The organism is Methylobacter marinus A45 (assembly GCF_000383855.1).
GTDB classification, from domain to species: domain Bacteria; phylum Pseudomonadota; class Gammaproteobacteria; order Methylococcales; family Methylomonadaceae; genus Methylobacter; species Methylobacter marinus.
Genome location: NZ_KB912877.1, coordinates 4,819,519 through 4,836,981, shown reverse-complemented (window position 1 = coordinate 4,836,981; position 17,463 = coordinate 4,819,519). Strand labels below are relative to the sequence as shown.

The following is a 17,463-nucleotide window of genomic DNA, read 5'->3' as shown; positions in this document are numbered from 1 at the left end:
GCTATCACGAATCTTTCTAACGTCTCAACGATCGGCCGGACAGGAAGGCGAATTGCCCGAGACCGACCGTTCGTAAACCGCGAGGTCGCGGATCCAGGCATGGAGTTCCTTGATGGCAAGCGGCACCGTCCAGCCTATCTGGCTGAGCGGAACGTAACCGCCGGCGACTTGCAGGCGATCGCACCAGGAGGTTTTCTGGCGGCACAGATACCGTTTTGCCCGGTGCATGTGCAGATTGTCCGAGGCGATAATAATGCGTTTATGGTTTTCCAGGTGATGCAGGGAGCAGCTGATGTTCTGCCAGGTATTGCGCGCCCGGTCTTCGATGATCAGCTGATCCTGCGGAACGCCGAGCTCGCGCGCGAACGCGGCCATTATCTCGGCCTCGACATGGCTGTTATGGACGGCCGCGCCCGATACGATCAGCCTGTCGCAGGCCTGGTTCCGATACGCCGATACGCCGACTTCCACGCGCATGCGCTGCATCGGATGGAGGCTGCCGTCAGGATTCGCGGGGAACCCCGCCACCAGCACGGCGCAATTGCCCGGATCGGCTCCGGCAGGGGCAGGGCGGGAAGCCAGCCAGTAAGCCAGTTGCGAGAGCGCAAACAGGCCGATGAATACGGCTGAAGCCCGCTTCAGCCATTTGTTCAAGGCCGTGACGATCACCGTTATTCCTTGTCGGCATACAGGTCGTCAATGAGTTGTTTGAACCAGGCGGGCAGGAAAATAACGACAAACAAGCCGATGGTGCTGGTAATCGGAATGGGGCCGACGCCCAGCACTGAAAAAACCAGCAAGATCAGGGCGCATATGATTCTGACTCGGGTTGAGGTGTTCATAATGGCGTTTTCCTATGGGGGCCGATCGGGTTAAGGTTAAAAAGGTTTTACCACGAAGGTTAAGGAAAGCACGACGTTTTTTCTTCGTGACCTTCGTGGTTTAAATCAGTCGTAGGGTACGCAGTGCGTACCTTTTTAAAAAGCCGTGATGCGCTGGCAGATTTTAACAGGTCCGCAGTGCGTACCCTACGGCACGGGCAAATATTCACAATAAATTATTTTATCCCCAGCCGCCTGGCGAGACGGTGCAGGTTGCCGCGGTCCAGGCCCAGGCGGCGCGCCGCTTCCGACCAGTTTTGACCGGCTTCGGCCAGGGTGGCGAGAATGCGTTCTCTCTGGAAGTGATCGACCGCCTGGGTGAGTGATAGCTCGGCGGTTTTATTGACTGTCTCGTTCATCGGTTTTTCGTTGCTGGCTGTGATATCGAGGTCGCAAGGTTCAAGCATCACCGAGCGTCCCTGGATCGACGAGGCGCGCAGGACGGCCCGCAGGATGACATGCTCCAGTTCGCGGACGTTGCCGGGCCACGGATAGGTCCTGAGCCGTTCGATGGCCGCCGGCGCCATGCGAACCTGATCGAGGCCAAGGCGCGCCCGGGCCTGGGTCAGGAAATAGCCGGCCAGTATCGCGATATCGTCGATCCGCTCGCGCAACGGCGGTACATGCAGCGGGTACACGCTGAGCCGGTGGTAAAGGTCGGCCCGGAACCGGCCGTCCCTGACTTCCCCGGCGAGATGCCGGTTGGTCGCGGCAATGATTCTGACGTCGGCGCGGTGACTTTTGTCCGATCCCAGGCGCTGGATTTCCCCGAACTGGACCGCGCGCAGCAACTTGGCCTGGATCGCAAGCGGCAGTTCCCCGACTTCATCCAGAAACAGCGTGCCGCCGTTGGCGAGTTCGAACTTGCCGGCGCGATCGCCATTAGCGCCGCTGAAGGCGCCGCGTACATGCCCGAACAGCTCGCTCTCGGCCAGCGCTTCGGGCAGCGCCGCGCAGTTGACATAAACCAGGGGCTGGCCGGCTCTCGGCGAGCGGGCATGGATGACGCGCGCCACCACTTCCTTGCCGACGCCGGTTTCCCCCATCAGCAGGACAGTCAGGTCGGCTCCGGCGACAATGTCGATTTCGCGGTTCAGCTTCTGCATGGCCGGGCTTTCGCCGAGGGCCTGGTTGCTGCGCTGCAAGGTCTCGTTGACCAGTTCGCTGGTCACCAGTTGCCGGTGTTTCGCCAGGCGTTCCAGCGTGCTGATATAGGTTTCGTAGCGCAGCGACACGGTGGCGAGGGCAGCGAAAGTCTGGAACACCTGGTCATCGATATGATCGAAGGCGCCGGGTTCCATGGCATCCGCCGACAATACGCCGAACAGCGTGTTCTCGTTATAAAGGCTGCAGCCGACGCAGGCATGCACGCCCAGTTGGCCGCCGGGATCATTGGCCAGCATCGTATCGTAAGGATCGGGCCGGTTATCGTCGGCGGGGAACCGGACCGGGGTGCGCGACTGGATAATGGCGGCCAGGCGCGGATGCTGTTCCGGCCGGAATGCCTGTTCCTGGACTTCCGGCAGTAGGCCGAAGGTGGCGACCGGAATCAGCACCCCGTCCTGATAGCGCAGCAAGGCACAGGCATGATTGCCGGTGATTCTGGCGAAGATGTTCAGGAATTCGCTGTAACGGTCCTTCATGGAAAGGTTCGCGGTCAGGCTCAGCACGACCGCGCGAATCGCCTCTTCCATGGTTTCAAATTCCAGGGATTGAGTCATTTGTTCAGGTTGCTTGTAGTCAATTTGATACTGAGTGTGTCAATAAGACATCGTCATGTCCAGTTTTATTTAACCGGTGTTTACGCGCTCTTCCTCCTGTTTCCTTCGTAGTATATACACTGCGTGCGTTGTGCAAAGCCGTCTTCAGTCGGGCGGGGCATGCCGCTCCGTCCGAAACGATTGAAATTGAGTAAGCGCCTCCCGCCATTGGACGCAAATCTCGAAGGATTGTTAAGGACGGGGGCAAACCCCGCCCCGCCTGAAGGGTATGCAATGCAGATCCCGCGGCATTCGGCGCCCTGGCTAATCAGGCTGGCAACACCGCTTTTTTGAAAATTTTGCTGTCATTATGACAGCATTGCAATCTAAATATAAAAACAATACAACAAATTCAATAACTTATAAAATGGCATATATATTGCAATACCTGTGGAATCATCTTCACCGGCTTTTTACCGTGTGCATTATGTCTAATGTTTCTCGAACAGAGAATTCCTCAATCCTGCCTGGAGAAGAACAATGGCTTCTAAATTGGTGAACAAAACCGCAGAAAAAGTATTGGCTAACAGCCCCGGCAGCGTCTTTATCATGCTGTCGATGTTGCTGGTCATATTAAGCGGCTGCATGGCGGCGACAATAAAGCCGCCAGTTGCCGAGCTCGATCACATACGCACGGTGGTTGTCGTGCCGGTGGAATCGCCGCCGCTCGAGGTGACGCCCGATCTGATCGAAACCCGCATGCCGGTGTACGGGCATTTTAACAATATGGTGTTGCCGGCATTCCTGGAGGAAAAAATCTACAGCAACCCGGGCGGTATATTGATCGCGGGTTTGATCGGCGGCGGCGACGTTGTAACGGCCGCAACATTGCCGCGGGGACACGGCGCGGGCCTGGAAGCCGCGGCAACCTTACAGGAGCACTGGACGCCGACCCTGGAACTGGCACGGGAAGCGGCTTCGCAACTGAATGCGGGCGGCATCAACGCCACTCCCAGCAAGGACTATTATCGCCTGCCCATGGCGGCGGGCGATCGGAACGCCTATCTCGGTCACTGGCAAGCGGCCATCCAGCAATGGTACAGGCAAAATACATCGCCGGTCGATTATAGCGGCGTGGCATCAGCCGATGCCGTGCTGGAGATCGGCATCGGAACCTACAAAATTTTTGCCGGGCAGACCTCGCTGCAGGTTTTGATCAAACTGGTCGATCCAAAAAGCGGGCGTGTAATCGCAAGAACCGACAAGAAAATGTTCTCGGCCGAGGATTCCGCGCAAACCTTGCTGAGTCGTGAAGGCAAAGCGTTCAAGGGCTTGATCGCCGAAACCGGCGCGCGGCTTATCGATCAAGGCTTCAGCGAAATAGGCCTGACGCAGGCGCGTTTGGCTCAAGTCGATCTGGAGAATGAACGGCCTTATGACGACTGAAGCAAAGCCTGATACAACGCTTATGAAGCAGAACTGTAAAAACCATGAGGACATAGTTGTTGTATCGAATCGATATCTGTCGATACAATACTTAAGCACCGCCGGAAACAATGCCGAGGATCTTCAGCCCCTCGACTTGAAGGGCGGTGCGCTTGTACAGACGGAGAAACCGGGGATTCATGGCGATCATCTTCAGTAAACGGCTGCGAGGCTGGCGTTTTATCCTGTTCAACTTCTGCATGGGGGTCGGGCACGCTATCGTCATTTTCAATGCCGGCGCCTATATCGCCATGCTGCCCCGCGTGGCCGGCGGCCTGGGCATTCCGCCCAGTTTCGCGACCTGGACCCAGACCGATTACATGATCGGGCTGGCTCTGGCCTTTCCGGTGGGCGGCTGGCTGGCGCGGCGCGTCGGCGAGTACCGGCCGTTTGTGGCGGCCTTCGTCGTGTTTGCGCTGGCCTCGATGATCTGCGCCTACGCCACGTCGCTGTACAGCTATCTGGCCGGCCGTATCCTGCTCGGGTTTTCCGGCGGGCTGACGCTGCCCCTGGGGCAATCCATGATCCTGAAGGAATATCCCGACAAGCGCAAATCCCTGGGTATCGGGGTCTGGAGCCTGTTCACGCTGACGCCTTTCACCTTCGGTCCGCCGATCGGCGGCTGGATCGCCGACAACCTGGGCTGGCGCTGGCTGTTTATATTCAATATTCCGATTGCGCTGGCGATCGCCGGCATAGTCGGGGCGCTGTTGTACCAGCGTGGTTATCAGGCGATACAGCGCCGTTTCGACATGGTCGGTTTTGTGCTGCTGGTGGTTGTTCTGGGCGGCTTTCAGACCCTGCTGAATCAGGGCAACGATTGGGACTGGCTTAATTCAGCTTATCTGACCGGCTTGATCGCCATCATCGTCATTGCCTTGATGTACTGGGTCACCTGGGAATTGAACACCAAGCATCCTTTTGTCGATCTGACTTTATTCGCGCATCGGAATTTCACGATCGGCGTCTTGATCATGTTTACCGGCTTTCTGTGTTTTCAGGGGCTGTTATCGCTGTTGATCATACAGCTTCAACTGTCGCTGGGCTATTCCTCCTGGCTGGCGGGACTGGTATTTTTGCCGATGGCGATTTTTGCGAAACCCGTAGCCGGGGTATTCCATGAAATCGTCAAACGCTTCGATGCCCGCCTGCTGGCCTTTTTTAATCTGCTGGGCTTTGCCGCGACTTATTTCTGGCTGAGCCGCTTCGATGTGCACGATGCGTATGACCAGCTGTTCTGGCCCAAACTGCTGGAAGGTGTCTGCCTGGGCAGTTTTTTCGTGCCGCTGACGGCGCTGCTGCTGCACGGGCTGCCGCCGGAACGCCAGTGGCGGGCCGTGGAACTGGCCAGCCTCATGCGCATCGCGGCCGGCGCCATCGGTATTACGCTGCAGGGCATTATTTTCTACCGCCGGGCGCCCTTCCACATGACCCGCTTCGCTGAGACGCATACCGTCTTTGACCCGCGTTATGACCAGTCGCTGAATATTCTGGTCGAGGCCGGGTTCACCGAGTCCACGGCCCTGATCAAGTTCGCGAAACTGGCGGCCCGCGATTCGGCCATTCGTGCCGTCAACGATGCCTATTGGATCGCCGGCTGCATTTTTGTCGGCCTGGCGATTCTGGTCTGGTTTGCCTATCCGACCAGGCGCCCTGTCAAACGCACGCCGGAACAGGCCCTGCGGCGCAGGGCTCAGGAACTACTCGCCGAGGAACCGTAATATGTTTATTTTTCCGCGCCGCGCTGCAAGCCGCGGCATGCTGTTTACTGTCTTTTTATCTATGCTGCCCGGCTGCGCCTGGTTTGGGGAAGAAACACGGCGCGCCGAGATGATCAGCCTGCCGTCCATGGAGCGGACCCTGTCGGCGGCGCATGACGCGCTGACGACCGACGGCCAGTGGCCTGAACAGACCTGGTGGCGGGTTTTCGGCAGCGCGGAACTGAATCGTCTGATCGAGACGGCCGTGGCCGACAACCCGGATTTCAAGGCCGCGGCGGCGCGCCTGCGGCAATCCCAGTCCATGGTCGATGCCCAGGCGGCCGAACTTTATCCGACGGTCGACGCCAATGTCAGCTTCAGCGCGCAGCGCTTCTCGGCCAACAGCACCGAGGCCAAGCTCGCCGGCGAACACTTCCGGAAACTGGTGATCAACCCATTTGTATTGCGCTATCACATCGACTTCTGGGGGCGGGACAAGGCGGCCCTGGAAGCGGCCGTCGGCGAGGCGCTGGCCGCCCAGGCCGAATTGGCCGACGCCAGGCTGTTGCTGTCCGTGGCGGTCGCGCGCGGCTATTTCGATCTGGCGGCCGCCAGCGAAAAACAGCGTATTGCCAGGGAGGTCGTGGCTTATCGTGAAAATCTGCTGAAACTGGAGCAGGTACGTCTGGATACGGGCCTCGTTTCCACGGCGCCGTTGCTGTATGCGCAGACGCTGCTGAGCGCGGCGCGCGAGATCGAAGCCGCCGTTCGCGCCGAGGTCGATCTGCAAAAGAACCTGCTGGCCACGCTGGCCGGCAAGGGACCTGACTGGGGGCGGGACATTGTGGCCGAACGCGGGGTTTTACCCAAACCGTTGGCGCTGCCCCGTGATTTGCCGTTGCGCCTGCTGGCGCACCGGCCGGACGTCACGGCCGCGCGACTGCATGCGGAGGCCGCGGCCCAGGACATCAAGGTCGCCGAAACCGCCTTTTACCCGGACGTCAACCTGATCGGTTTCGCCGGTCTGCACAGCGTCAGTCTGACGGACGTATTGCTGCAGGGCTCCAGCCTGGCTTATGCGGTCGGTCCCTCGATCGATTTTCCGATTTTCGAGGGCGGCCGGCTGCGCGCCAATCTGAGTTACCAGGAAGCGGCCTATGACGCCGCCGTGGAACGTTACAACGGCAGCCTGCTGCACGCGGTCCAGGAAGTGGCCGATTCCCTGACCCGCTGGCGCGATATCGACACGCGCCTGGCCGAACAGCGCCAGGCCGTGGAGGCCATCGCCGAAACCAGCCGACTCGCGCAAACGCTGAATCGTACGGGTCTCAATGACCGCAGCGAGTTGCTGGAAGCGGGCGCCGCCGAATTCGAGCAGCGCTTCCGGCTGGCCGTGCTGGAAGGCGAGCATTTCAAGGCGGCCGTCCATGTCATCAAGGCCCTGGGCGGCGGCTATGTCGATGGCAAGTCTCATTAAAACCCGATATGCAAAATCATAGTCATTCAAAAGAAATCATGCGCCGACGGAATCGCCGGCTGAAGCTGACCACCTTGTTCATACTGAAGGGCGTCCGTCCTCGCCATCAGGGAACCCGACGGTGGCTGACCCGGCGTAAGGCTCGTTAAAATTCAGATATGCGGAACAATACTATTCGACCCAAAGAAATCATGCGCAAGCGTAACCGCCGGCTGAAGCAGGTTACGTTGATCATATTGCTGGCTAGCCTAGGCTATTTCGGCTATCACTGGTACGCCAACCGGAACTGGGTGGCTACCGATGACGCTTTCGTTATCGGCCATCTGGTCACGCTGAAAGCCCAGACCGAGGGGACGGTCGTCGAGATTCTGGCCGAAAATACCCAACATGTGAAAAAAGGCGACGTACTGGTCCGGCTCGACGGCAACATCGCCCAAATCGCCCTGCAACAGGCGGAGGCGGAACTGGGCCAGATCGTGCGCGACATCGTCACCCAGACCGCGAAAATCGACACGCTGAGCCAGCGTATTGTCGCCAGGCAGGCGGCGTTGACACAGGTGCGGCACGATCTCAAGCGCTTTATCGTGGCCGCGCGGGACGGCGCGGTTTCTGACCAGCAGGTACAGAACACGCGGGACAAGATCCGCGAACTGGAAGCCGCGATCCAGGAAACCCGTGCTGAAAAGGCCGGCGTCGAGGCGCAGGTGAAAGGTGTGGCGATCGACCATCATCCGGCCGTTGAAAAAGCCAAGAGCCGTGTGCGGCGCGCTTTTCTGGATTACCATCGCCGTAACGTGGTTGCGCCGGTATCGGGCTATGTCGCCAAGCGCCGCGCCCAGGTCGGCGATAACGTCAAGGCCGGCGCCACGCTGCTGGCGATCGTGCCGCTGGACGATCTGTGGATCGAGGCCAATTTTCTGGAAACCCAGATTGCCGGAATCCGTCCGGGGCAATCGGCCGAGATCAGGGTCGATGCCTACGGCAGCGAGTTGGTCTATCATGGCACGGTCGAGGGCCTGAATCCCGGCACCGGCAGTACCTTCGCACTGCTGCCCACCGACAACGCGACCGGCAACTTCATCCACATCGCCGAACGCGTGCCGGTGCGCATCGGCCTTGATCCCAAGGATTTGCAGGACAATCCCCTGCAGCCGGGGCTGTCCACGCTGACGCGCATCAACATCAGCGAAGCGGGCGAGCCGCTGCTGACGTCTTCGGCCCGCGCCGACGGCGACGCTTACCGGACCAGCATTTACGACAACGAACTGGACGGCGTGGAAGCGCGGATAGAGCGGATCATTGCCGAAAACAGTGCATTATTTCATCAGGCCGGAAACAAGTAGGCCTTTGTAAGGCATGCGGGCAGGGCGGCAGGATTGCGTCTGGACCGGCAATCGGGGCACGAGAGGACCGTAGGTGCGATTACGCTGCGCTAATCGCACCTACGGGCTAAAAATAACATCCCGATGTCATTTTTTATGATCTCCTGTGGGAGCGATGCCCTCATCGCGACTTGCGGCGCCTTTAGTCGCGATGAGGGCATCGCTCCCACAGGCGCCGTTTAAAATAATAAGACAGTTATTGATTACCGAATCCTTAATCAAGGCTTATTTTTCCCCCCACATCGAAAAAGGGTGAGAATTTCCCGAAGCCGGAAAAAACGGGGAGAAAGAGGCTTATGGCAAAGGCGGTTTTGGGAGCGCTTTATCCGTGACGAAACGGATTATCGACAGCACGTCGATTACATCCATTGGAATCCGGTGAAGCATGGATACGTAAAATGCGTTAAAGAATGGCCTTATTCCAGCTTTCACAGCTATGTCGCGCATGGGATTTATCCTGAAAATTGGAGTGATGCGGTCGAGTTATTTCCGGCAATGGCTGGGGAATAACTCGATCGATGCGGTTCGTGCCTTACCGCATCCTACCTGGCTTTGAATTTTTATATTTTTTAAACACTACTAACCGCCGACGATAATTCCGAATATGCAACCAATGAAAAATACCGCTTATAAAGAGAATAAAGGGAACAAAGCCGCTAACAAAAACCACTGCACGACCTAATAATCCCAAGGCCTCACCAGAATGCAGCGGGAACAATACATTTAAAAAAGTTTCACCCGCTGTATACTCATAAGGGTTCAAATAAGCAAGAACCTTTCCACTGTATTGATCAATCCAAATTACGGTAGAAGGCCACGCATAATTAGCCTCTTCAGCTTGATATTTTCTGATGATATAAACCCCATCTTCATTATCGGGCGTCGTGATCCTTCTTAATACCGCATCTGGAAAAACTTGATTGGCAATTTCCACCGCTTCAGAAATGGAGATAGCCCGTTTGCCATTGATTTTTGTGGACTTAACGTCTATCCCATGCCCATGAGGTGCCCCGTTTCTTACAGATGAGAACACACTGACAATCGGTTTTAAATCAAAAGCCAGGGAGACCCCACTGAAAGCCAGTACGAATAAGACCACAAAACTGTAGATACCAAAAGCCCGATGAATATCGAAGATTAATCGAGCGAAACCCGCATTCAATTTTATTGAAAATGCCTGTTTTATTTTTTTACCTTTGGGCCACCACAGATATAGACCACTCCCAAGAGATATAATAAAAAGAATTCCTGAAGCCAGAATAATGAAATGTCCTGTACTACCGAGTAATAAGTTGGAATGCAGAACATAGAACCAAGTGCCGAATGTTTCGCCAAAGTTACGGCTTGATACAATCTCCCCGGTATACGGATTAACATAGACCATCAGCCGCCGTTTACTCATCGGATCGGTATTCCATGCATTCAGCGTTGCAGTCGGATACCGAGGTAAACGTAAAATCCATGCGCCTTCACGCCCGGGATAGGCTTCCTTTACAATCGATAGCAATTCTTCCCATGATCGAAATTGCTGCCCAGGATTGCTAATCTTCAATTCAGGATAAATTATTTCATCAAGCTCTCTGTAAAATACATTGATGCTGCCGGTAAGCCCTTGTAATACAAACAGCACGCCAACGATCAATCCTAAATAAAGGTGGACTTTAAGCCACAGCTTCCGGCGGGTTTTAACACCTGCAGTAAGCTGGTATGACGATTTTGACATCACCGTTAATACTCCAACCGTATCGAACCCAGTACAGTCAACGGCTCTGCCGGTATGTTTTGACTTCTTTGGCGCAACGTAAAATATTCAGTGTCGGTTACATTATTAATATTTACTTGGGTGGTGAGACGCGTCGGTCCGATATTAAATTTATAGGCCGCCATCACATCGACACGCGCATAGGCGGCATCGGAAAAGCTGTTCGCATTGTCACCGTAACGTTTATCGGCGGCGAACACGCCGGCGCCAAAACTGAAACCTCTCAAAAATGCTTGCTGTGGATCGTATTTCAGCCACAGACTACCTGAATGCAATGGCGCAAACGGTAGGCGGTTACCTTGATCGCCACGATTGTCTTGGGTGATTTTGGTATCGGTCCAGGCATACGTGCCGATCAGATTCAATTCATCGGTTATTTGTCCTGAAATATCGACTTCTATGCCTTGACTTCTGGTTTCTCCGATCGCAATGCTGAATTGTGGATCATTAGGATCAGGCGTAAGAACATTGGTTTTAGTTAGATGAAAAAATGCGACCGTCGAAGTCAAACGGCCATCAAACAATTCCGTTTTAAAACCGGCTTCATACTGTTCGGCAGATTCCGGAGCAAAAGGTGTGCCACTTCGCGTACGCCCATTATTCGGCGAGCCAATGGATTCAATATAATTGCCATAAACCGAGAGCCATTGCCAGGGTTGATATAAAATACCGACTCTTGGGTTGAATTTGTTGATTTCGATGTCGCTGAAACTAGCATTCGCTTCATCCAATGAGTTAGCTGAAAAACCGGTACCTGATGTAGTGATGTCATAACGTCCACCACCTAAAATATGTAATTTATCCCATATCGTTATCTGATCTTGGAAATAAATACCGTACCAGGAGTTCTCGCTTAAGAAATTGACATTTCTTGGAGCATTCCTCAATTGATTGAGATCTAAATTTGGAAAAACCGGATTGAAAATATCAATGGTATCTAAACTAACATCGGTAACCGATTGCTCGATATGTTCGGAAAAATAGTCTCCACCGACCAATATATTATGCTTTATGCCAAATGTATCAAATTTGCCGTTTAAATCTAGATGTACCGTTTGTAGGTCACGGTTTCGGTTACCAAACCATGAACGCCGTACTAAACTTCTATTATCAGTTAATAATGCGCTGGAATAGGTTTCTTGCCAATCTTCATCGAGAAACATCGCAGTCACACCATTACGCAGTTGCCATTGGTCGTTGAATTTATGGCTCCAGTTAAGATCCACCAAATGATTCTGATAATTATCGAAAAGCCCAGGTTGATCAAATTGTCGATTGATCGGTAACTGACCTAAATTCTTGTCAATTGCCGGATGCCCGGAGTCAAAAGGTCGATCTTCATCGAGATATTCATAGGAAAGATTAAATTCGGTGCTTTCCGTGGGTTTCCAGGTCAAGCTGGGGGCGACGAAAATACGTTCATCAAAAAGATTGTCACGAAAGGAATTGGTATCGAGATAAGATAAATCGACACGATACAACAATGATTTATCATCTGTAATGGCACCGGTAGCATTCGCCTCAGTCCGATATAAATCATATGAACCAAAGCGTTGTTCTAATGAATAATATGCATCCTCTTGAGGGCGTTTTGTAACCGCATTAACCATCCCGCCAGGCTCTATTCGGCCAAACAGAATACTGGCAGGGCCTTTTAAAACCTCAATCTGTTGTATATTGGCAAAGTCCAGGTTTAACAAAGGAATTCTGGTGCCATTACGAAATAGCAGACGCCCTGAATCAAAACCACGTATGATGAAATTATCAGAACCACCGAAAGCCTTCTTTTGAACACCACTAACATTTTTTACAGCATCCTCAATTCTAAACGCCTGCTGATTTTTTAGAACTTCTTGGGTTACTACTTCAATCGACACCGGCGTTTCCATAATCGGCGTATCGGTTTTAGTGGCAGTAGAGCTGTTAGTGACTGTGTAGTCTTTGTTATAAGGATCATTCGGATCATCTTCCATCTTGCCAACCACTGTCATCGCTTTCAACGTGGTGACTGATTCGGCTTCAGGTCTGCCGGCAACTGTAATCACCGAGTTATCCACCACTTTGTAGTCAAGGCCGCTCTCGCCCAGTGCAATAGCGAGCGCTTGCCGAGCCGTGTATCTGCCCTTCACCGGGGCTGCGGTTAAACCTTTCACTGTTGAGTCGGCATAAAGCAGCTGGGTGTGGGTCGATTCGGCCAGATTGTTCAGCGTTGTGGATAGAGGTTGCGCGGGCAGGTCAAAGATATGAGTTTCGTCGTCGGCATAAGCATTTCTCATCAGCAGCGGAGCGATCAGGACGCCATGCCGGATTAATTTACAGATTTCAAGTCTGTGCTCAATACGCCCGGCATTGCTGGTAGCGATAGTCGGTAAGCTTTTAACCATGTTATTTTCCCTGTTTTGGTTTGAGTCAAGATTCAACGTTTTTAGTCGTCTTAACTTTAATAACAAAGCAAAGCCGTCGAACTGGTCATTTTTTGAAATTATTTTCTGATGTTGCGCAATGCATAGGATGTCCATATATGGGCAGAACGCATCCTATGTAAACAGGGATATTGTTGACGACCTAATCCTTAGTCGCAATGAGGGCATTACTCCTGCCAGCTGTTTATTAAACTGTGTTATTTAACGTATAACTATGTCATATGACATAGTTATACCGAGTCAGTCTCAAGATTCTGCTGGCGCAAACGCGATTGTCCTCTTGGGCTTTGCCGCCTTACGAGTATCAAAAATAGTCTCGCGCATCACTTCATGCTTTAGTATTTTGTCAATAAAATCAATTTGTCCTGGCATCCTGATCGTCAATGCTAAACAATAAAACGTTCCGTAATGGCAGCCGAACCCAAGCTTGTGGTGCAAAAATTGCTTGACTTAAGCGGAACCATTCGAAGCTTTTGCGATACAGCTTCGCAGCTGAGTAAAACAATTTTCTGAAGACCTGAGTTATGTCAATCCTGCCGCCGCTCACCAACGATCAGATTTGCCAACTGTTTCAAGACCATCGTAAGTCTCTGTCCCAATTCCTGGTAAACAGGGTTCGCTGCCCTGAAACGGCCCAGGATTTATGCCAGGAAACATACCTGCGCTTGCTGCGCGATAATGCGGTGAAGCATGACGAAAACCTAATCGGCTTACTGTTCCGTGTGGCCGACCGACTGGCCATCAATTATCTGAAATGGCAGCAGCACCCGAGAAACAGCGGGATTGCTCTCGATGAAACCTTGGTTTGCCCAAGGCATCTTCCGGATGAAGTAACGGCGTTGCGTCAACAATGCGAGCTATTGTTGGATGCCATCCACTCAATGCCGAGAAAATACCGGGATGTGTTCTTGCTACGCAAAATCGACGAATTAAGCTATGCCGACATTGCCTTGAAAATGGGGATCTCTGAAAAAACGGTGCAAAGGCGTTTAGTCAAAGCCATGCTGCATTGCCACGAATACATGGAAAAATTCTGACAAACGGTTTGTAAAAATCCCTGATGAGTTCATCTTCTTCATACAATGAAAGGCAATTGAAACAGGCTATCGAATGGTTTGTGCGCTTGCAGGCAGAAAAATGTCCCGCGGAAGCCAGGCTTCGCTTTGAAGCCTGGCTGGCAAAAGACGAAAGCCACCAGGCGGCTTACGTGGAAGCCGAAAGAATCTGGGCCAATATGGATGATATCAAGTTTATGCCGGTGTCCGGATTGGCTGAAGCTCGCTCGGCAAAACCACGAAAATCGGCATCCGTATTGACATCACTGGCTTTTTTTATTGTGACGACTGCCTTGCTCGGCGGCGCATGGCTAGAATATAGCGCCGAAACCGTTAGCTATGCGACCCGCATGGGCGAGCGCCGGCGCATCGATTTGACGGATAATTCTCATATCGACTTGAATACCGATACCCTGGTTTCGGTCAGAATCTCTTTATTGCAGCGTAGCGTTGTGTTGACACAGGGCGAGGCGCTGTTTGAAGTTAGTCACGACCGTCTGCGTCCATTTACCGTACAGGTAGGCGATTTGCATATTCGCGATGTTGGTACCCGCTTTAATGTCCTAAAACAACCGCAAGGCGCGACCGTTTCGGTATTGGAAGGCGAAGTGGAATTGAATAACGATCAAGATGTGGTCGATGTACATCTTAGCGCAGGCGACGAGAGTCGTTATACAGAGGCGACCGGTTTAGGCCGGCTGCAAGCTGAGGAAGCCGATCAACTGACCGCCTGGCTGCATGGGCGATTGGTCTTTAAACGCACGCCATTGCGTGAAGTTGCGCTTGAATTGGAACGTTATCATCCGGTCCGATTTATTTTCGCCGATCCCAAACTCGCGGAAGAGACGCTCAGCGGGATTTTTAATTCGGATGATATTGATTTATTTCTGCATGCCCTTGAGGATATTCTGCCTCTCCAGGCCAAGCGGGACGGCCAGCAAATTCAGTTGCGGCGAACACGGAGAAAATAAACGGGGCGGTGTTGAACCATCACTTGTTTACGATGTTTGGGTGAACTAAAAGGCGACCAGGAAACCGGGGGGCGGATTACGACGAACGCAAAGGGCTTTTCCCAGGCACCTGGTTTTGCGGGTGGCGCGAGCATACAAGGCTATAACAGTTTATTCAGGCATTTTCTTGCTCGGCTACGTCGAAAATCAAAGTGATACAGCAAAAGCAAAGTTATGCTCAAATGTTCCGTTATGCTTTTGATGCTTAAATGGAACGGTGAGTTAAATACCATACTTAACTGATGTTACGCACGCACGGGTGGTTTCATCCCGTTTGCCGCGCCGAGCACCGCAGCTTTCGCCGAGAATAGCCCGAAGGGGCGCTTCAGGGATGAAGCGCGTTGCCAAAGGGACAGGAGTCCCTTTTGGCAACCCTCGGCGAAAGCGAGGAGCACAGGATGAAAGCGGCAACCGGGCGGCCTTTTCTTTGGTTACTTTCTTTTGGCCGCGCAAAAGAAAGTAACTCGCCTTCGGGTGCGATAAACCCGATTAAATAAAACCGTCGCGATAGCGACACTTTATTAAATCAATCTAACTTCTACTGGCTGCGTAACATCAGATACTTAGTAATGGGCATGAAATAAATCAGGGAATTGTAGGTGCGGAATTATCCGCACAGTGCGAATGAATTCGCACCTACACCGGAAATTCATCCGCGCACTTGAGGAAGTAATTTTATGCGCGTTCCTTAATTAACAATGCCGATGAAATATTACAGCACGGTATTTACTCCTGCTGTTTATTCCGTACGGTATCAGCCTAAGCAGCCACCGTTTACGCTATTGTTTCCTTCATTATTAAATTCGTTGACCTGATTATCGGAGTCAACTGTAATTCTGAAAGAGCAATCAGGGCTAAAGCAGTTTGCTGGCACGTTGACCAGAAGGTCAGTCGATCCGCCCGCTGGAATGGGCGGCGTATCAACGGTAACGGAGCCAGTATTAAAGGCGACTGTTGTCCTTGAAGCGGCTGCATTCCCATTGCCCTGATTCCTGACTGAAACTCTCAGCAGCGTTCCCGACTGCTCCATTCTGCAAAAGGCCAAAGGGTCTGTACCGAGAGGACTGAAAGGCACCAAATCCGGCGCCAGAGCGGAAGTAACTGGCTTAAAACCCAAGATGGTGACCTTGTGAGAATAATCATGTATGGGATCACTGTTCTTGTCTTTCAGTATGGATGATAACGTGTATTTCAATGTTCCTGTGGGGGTGTTCGGGGGCTTGTCGTAATGGATCTCGTCCAGCCATGCTCCCAGATCGGTTACATGCTCATCGTCACAAGGATAATACAACTCCCATCCCGTGAGCATGGGAATCGCGTATTCGAAGGGAACGTTATCAACGACGACTTGCTCTGTTTTTACGCCTGCCGGCGGCGGGGCACCAAGGCATCCCCCGAAGATGCCAGTATCCTCGCGCGGCAGGATTGAATAAGGGGGTTGGATCACGCCAACATCTTTTCCGCCGAGCCCGGACACCATCTCGCCAAATCCGTAATCTCTTCTCGCATCGTTGTCCTTGAACATGGCATAGGTATCCCAGCTTGCAAAGCCGGAATCGACCTGGTTCATGGTGCTTGCCGGGGGCGGTTGGGGAACCGGTACCGGGGTCAGATCTTCAATGCCTTTCTTATATTTTTTTCCGTTCTCGACAAAGATTTCGCTATGATCCAGATTGACCCCGACCTGAAGCAGGTGGTGGTCCGTTTCGCAGTCGGCGCTCCACTTGAAGCCGAATCCGCGCGGGAGTATGGCAACCGTTTTGCCGGATGCGAAATTGGGGTTGAAGATGAAGCTGGGAAAAGCAGAAAGTGCGGTTTTCGTGTCTGCGTTATCGGTTATGAAGAAGTTCGTCTCAGCAGGGTTTCGGGAATCACAGTTCCCGTCTTTATGATCGACAACCAGATCGAGATTGGAAGGGTTCCAGGCGACGACGGTATAGTGGTAACACCATCGGTAAGCATCATCAAAATTGTCGTCCGAAAGCACGCCTGCCGCCTGCCATTTCAGGGTTTTGTTTTCCAGCCGGATATGGCTGATCATGGTTCCAAGCCCTGCCACATGATGATCGCTGCTAAGGTAATTCATGCGCCAGCCGTTAAGAAATACAGTGGCATCCGCGGCGTATGGCGGAATCTCAAGACTCTCTTCAATCTTTAACACATCCTCTGTTCCAGATTTGGTGGATTCTGCGCAGGCCGATCCATGGTAGGCGATAATCGTCCCTGGATCTTCAAGTATGACGCTCCGGTTTGAAGACATCGCCTCGGCATCCGGGATACCGCCGATCAAATCACACATATCGGTATAGGTCACACAAGGCGTGCACGATGCCAAAAAAACCGGCATTAAAATGCCATGAGAAACCAAAAAAGTATGTCGAAATAGTATGTTCTTGGTATACATTTTTGTTTCTCCTTACAGCAGAGGATAGGGTATGAGCCAGCAACAATCGCCTTGACTCTCCTAACGCATAGGAAGACCTTGTGATATATATGACATCAATTGGCTGGATTTGTCGCAAAGTTTGGCTCAAGGCGAAGAATGCTTGTCCCGGAGCAGAACTATCCTGCTAAATCTTTAGAAAAGG

13 protein-coding genes and 1 pseudogene are annotated in these 17,463 nt (G+C 52.8%); 8 read left to right on the top strand and 6 right to left on the bottom strand.

The features are described 5' to 3' along the window. Positions 1-24: 24 nt before the first annotated feature. From METMA_RS26015 to norR, 3 genes are all read right to left on the bottom strand, one after another. Positions 25-669 carry a YdcF family protein gene (locus tag METMA_RS26015; protein WP_020161447.1) on the bottom strand — a complete coding sequence of 215 codons (645 nt, stop codon included), beginning with the start codon at positions 667-669 and terminating at the stop codon, positions 25-27. Between the two features lie 2 nt (positions 670-671). After that, complete coding sequence (locus METMA_RS27625) at positions 672-842, bottom strand: hypothetical protein (RefSeq protein ID WP_020161446.1); 171 nt, start codon at positions 840-842, stop codon at positions 672-674. 215 nt (positions 843-1,057) lie between these two features. Continuing rightward, positions 1,058-2,602 carry a nitric oxide reductase transcriptional regulator NorR gene (gene norR, locus METMA_RS0122825; protein ID WP_020161445.1) on the bottom strand — a complete coding sequence of 515 codons (1,545 nt, stop codon included), beginning with the start codon at positions 2,600-2,602 and terminating at the stop codon, positions 1,058-1,060. Between the two features lie 519 nt (positions 2,603-3,121). On the opposite strand from norR, the gene METMA_RS0122820 reads away from it, so the two are divergent. The 5 genes from METMA_RS0122820 (at position 3,122) to METMA_RS28275 (ending at position 9,135) form a co-directional block, all read left to right on the top strand. Next, entirely contained in the window at positions 3,122-4,027 is a 906-nt protein-coding gene (locus METMA_RS0122820) for a hypothetical protein (RefSeq protein WP_020161444.1), read from the top strand. 179 nt (positions 4,028-4,206) lie between these two features. Further along, complete coding sequence (locus METMA_RS0122810; protein ID WP_020161442.1) at positions 4,207-5,787, top strand: DHA2 family efflux MFS transporter permease subunit; 1,581 nt, start codon at positions 4,207-4,209, stop codon at positions 5,785-5,787. A 1-nt stretch (position 5,788) separates the two neighbouring features. Further along, positions 5,789-7,243, top strand: a complete 1,455-nt coding sequence (locus METMA_RS0122805; RefSeq protein ID WP_020161441.1) for an efflux transporter outer membrane subunit — start codon at positions 5,789-5,791, stop codon at positions 7,241-7,243. A gap of 191 nt (positions 7,244-7,434) precedes the next feature. Continuing rightward, a complete protein-coding gene (locus METMA_RS0122800; RefSeq protein WP_232216416.1) occupies positions 7,435-8,586 on the top strand; it encodes an efflux RND transporter periplasmic adaptor subunit in 1,152 nt (383 codons plus the stop codon). A 291-nt stretch (positions 8,587-8,877) separates the two neighbouring features. Further along, entirely contained in the window at positions 8,878-9,135 is a 258-nt protein-coding gene (locus tag METMA_RS28275) for an REP-associated tyrosine transposase (protein ID WP_408605823.1), read from the top strand. A 22-nt stretch (positions 9,136-9,157) separates the two neighbouring features. On the opposite strand, the gene METMA_RS25435 is transcribed toward METMA_RS28275, so the two are convergent. After that, positions 9,158-10,348: a PepSY-associated TM helix domain-containing protein gene (locus tag METMA_RS25435; protein WP_020161438.1), complete on the bottom strand. Its 1,191-nt coding sequence runs from the start codon at positions 10,346-10,348 to the stop codon at positions 9,158-9,160. 5 nt (positions 10,349-10,353) lie between these two features. Then, on the bottom strand, positions 10,354-12,771 hold the full coding sequence (locus METMA_RS0122785) for a TonB-dependent siderophore receptor (protein ID WP_198014586.1): 2,418 nt from the start codon (positions 12,769-12,771) through the stop codon (positions 10,354-10,356). A gap of 563 nt (positions 12,772-13,334) precedes the next feature. Here METMA_RS0122785 and METMA_RS0122775 point away from each other — a divergent pair. The 3 genes and pseudogenes from METMA_RS0122775 to METMA_RS28270 all read left to right on the top strand — a co-directional run. Beyond that, the gene (locus METMA_RS0122775; RefSeq protein ID WP_020161435.1) at positions 13,335-13,847 is read left to right on the top strand and encodes an RNA polymerase sigma factor; all 513 of its coding nucleotides are present in this window, start codon (positions 13,335-13,337) and stop codon (positions 13,845-13,847) included. Between the two features lie 23 nt (positions 13,848-13,870). After that, on the top strand, positions 13,871-14,836 hold the full coding sequence (locus tag METMA_RS0122770) for a FecR family protein (protein WP_027147554.1): 966 nt from the start codon (positions 13,871-13,873) through the stop codon (positions 14,834-14,836). A gap of 135 nt (positions 14,837-14,971) precedes the next feature. After that, a pseudogene (locus tag METMA_RS28270) lies at positions 14,972-15,118 on the top strand (IS1 family transposase); the annotation flags it as partial. 511 nt (positions 15,119-15,629) lie between these two features. Here the strand turns inward: METMA_RS28270 and METMA_RS0122765 are convergent. Next, positions 15,630-17,279 (bottom strand): CARDB domain-containing protein, encoded by a 1,650-nt coding sequence (locus METMA_RS0122765; protein WP_020161433.1) that lies wholly within the window; start codon positions 17,277-17,279, stop codon positions 15,630-15,632. Positions 17,280-17,463: the final 184 nt, after the last annotated feature.

What these genes read in the sequence shown, in the direction of transcription:
- norR (WP_020161445.1), bottom strand. Translation starts at nt 2,602, where the DNA reads ATGACTCAATCCCTGGAATTTGAAACCATGGAAGAGGCGATTCGCGCG.
- METMA_RS25435 (WP_020161438.1), bottom strand. Translation starts at nt 10,348, where the DNA reads ATGTCAAAATCGTCATACCAGCTTACTGCAGGTGTTAAAACCCGCCGG.
- METMA_RS0122785 (WP_198014586.1), bottom strand. Translation starts at nt 12,771, where the DNA reads ATGGTTAAAAGCTTACCGACTATCGCTACCAGCAATGCCGGGCGTATT.
- METMA_RS0122810 (WP_020161442.1), top strand. Translation starts at nt 4,207, where the DNA reads ATGGCGATCATCTTCAGTAAACGGCTGCGAGGCTGGCGTTTTATCCTG.
- METMA_RS0122805 (WP_020161441.1), top strand. Translation starts at nt 5,789, where the DNA reads ATGTTTATTTTTCCGCGCCGCGCTGCAAGCCGCGGCATGCTGTTTACT.
- METMA_RS27625 (WP_020161446.1), bottom strand. Translation starts at nt 842, where the DNA reads ATGAACACCTCAACCCGAGTCAGAATCATATGCGCCCTGATCTTGCTG.
- METMA_RS0122800 (WP_232216416.1), top strand. Translation starts at nt 7,435, where the DNA reads ATGCGCAAGCGTAACCGCCGGCTGAAGCAGGTTACGTTGATCATATTG.
- METMA_RS0122770 (WP_027147554.1), top strand. Translation starts at nt 13,871, where the DNA reads ATGAGTTCATCTTCTTCATACAATGAAAGGCAATTGAAACAGGCTATC.
- METMA_RS0122775 (WP_020161435.1), top strand. Translation starts at nt 13,335, where the DNA reads ATGTCAATCCTGCCGCCGCTCACCAACGATCAGATTTGCCAACTGTTT.
- METMA_RS0122765 (WP_020161433.1), bottom strand. Translation starts at nt 17,279, where the DNA reads ATGTATACCAAGAACATACTATTTCGACATACTTTTTTGGTTTCTCAT.
- METMA_RS0122820 (WP_020161444.1), top strand. Translation starts at nt 3,122, where the DNA reads ATGGCTTCTAAATTGGTGAACAAAACCGCAGAAAAAGTATTGGCTAAC.